This is a genomic window from Methylobacterium frigidaeris (genome assembly GCF_022179185.1).
GTDB classification, from domain to species: domain Bacteria; phylum Pseudomonadota; class Alphaproteobacteria; order Rhizobiales; family Beijerinckiaceae; genus Methylobacterium; species Methylobacterium frigidaeris.
Genome location: NZ_BPQJ01000440.1, coordinates 1 through 218, shown reverse-complemented (window position 1 = coordinate 218; position 218 = coordinate 1). Strand labels below are relative to the sequence as shown.

The window sequence follows — 218 nt, the reverse complement described above, 5'->3', positions numbered from 1 at the left end:
CCCATCTGGGTCCAGCCCACGACCCGGGCGGGCACCGGGGGACGGAAAAGGGTGAGGCTCCCGTAGAGGGCGAGGAGGAGGAGGGCGAGGAAGACGGGGTAGGGGAGGAGGCGGCCTTGGGCGAGGAGGAAGGCTAGGAGGGCGCTCCCCCAGAGGGCGAGAAGGGCGGGGTGGCGCTTGGGCTTAAGGCCCCGCGCCCGAAGGACCTGGGTGCGGGC

1 protein-coding gene is annotated in these 218 nt (G+C 73.4%); it reads right to left on the bottom strand.

All coding sequences use genetic code 11. The features are described 5' to 3' along the window. Positions 1 to 218, bottom strand: a 218-nt coding sequence (locus tag MFF64_RS39265; protein ID WP_238194188.1) for a hypothetical protein, incomplete at both ends; no start/stop codon positions are given.